The sequence below is a fragment of the Vibrio sp. 10N.222.48.A3 genome, assembly GCF_041475345.1.
Classification (GTDB): Bacteria; Pseudomonadota; Gammaproteobacteria; order Enterobacterales; family Vibrionaceae; genus Vibrio; species Vibrio tasmaniensis_A.
Genome location: NZ_JBFRVX010001531.1, coordinates 1 through 343, shown reverse-complemented (window position 1 = coordinate 343; position 343 = coordinate 1). Strand labels below are relative to the sequence as shown.

The 343-nt window shown below is 39.7% G+C and carries 1 pseudogene; it reads right to left on the bottom strand.

The features are described from left to right. A pseudogene (locus AB4653_RS27570) lies at positions 1 to 150 on the bottom strand (glycosyl transferase); the annotation flags it as partial. Positions 151 to 343: the final 193 nt, after the last annotated feature.

Genomic DNA, 343 nt, shown 5'->3' with positions numbered 1-343 from the left:
AATCAACATCAGTAGCATAGCCATTTGGTCGTCACCGACCTCTCCGCTTAAATACTCATCCATGATGCGGTAGGCTTGTTCGAACGACAAAGGCTTACGACCTCTTTCCCCTCGTCCAACTGTACGAATACACTCTAAAATACTACTCATTGATTGTTTATTCTCTTCCGTTGATATCAATAAAATTCGAATACGTTTTCGATTCTATGACACCCGCAGTTCATTGCAAAGCGATTCAGGTGCTAGCGTGCTAATTACCAATACACTGATTGGTATTCTAAAAGTAAACTTACTGGTGTAAAATTAGAGTATGCAATGCTAACCGCGACATATTGAGTAATAT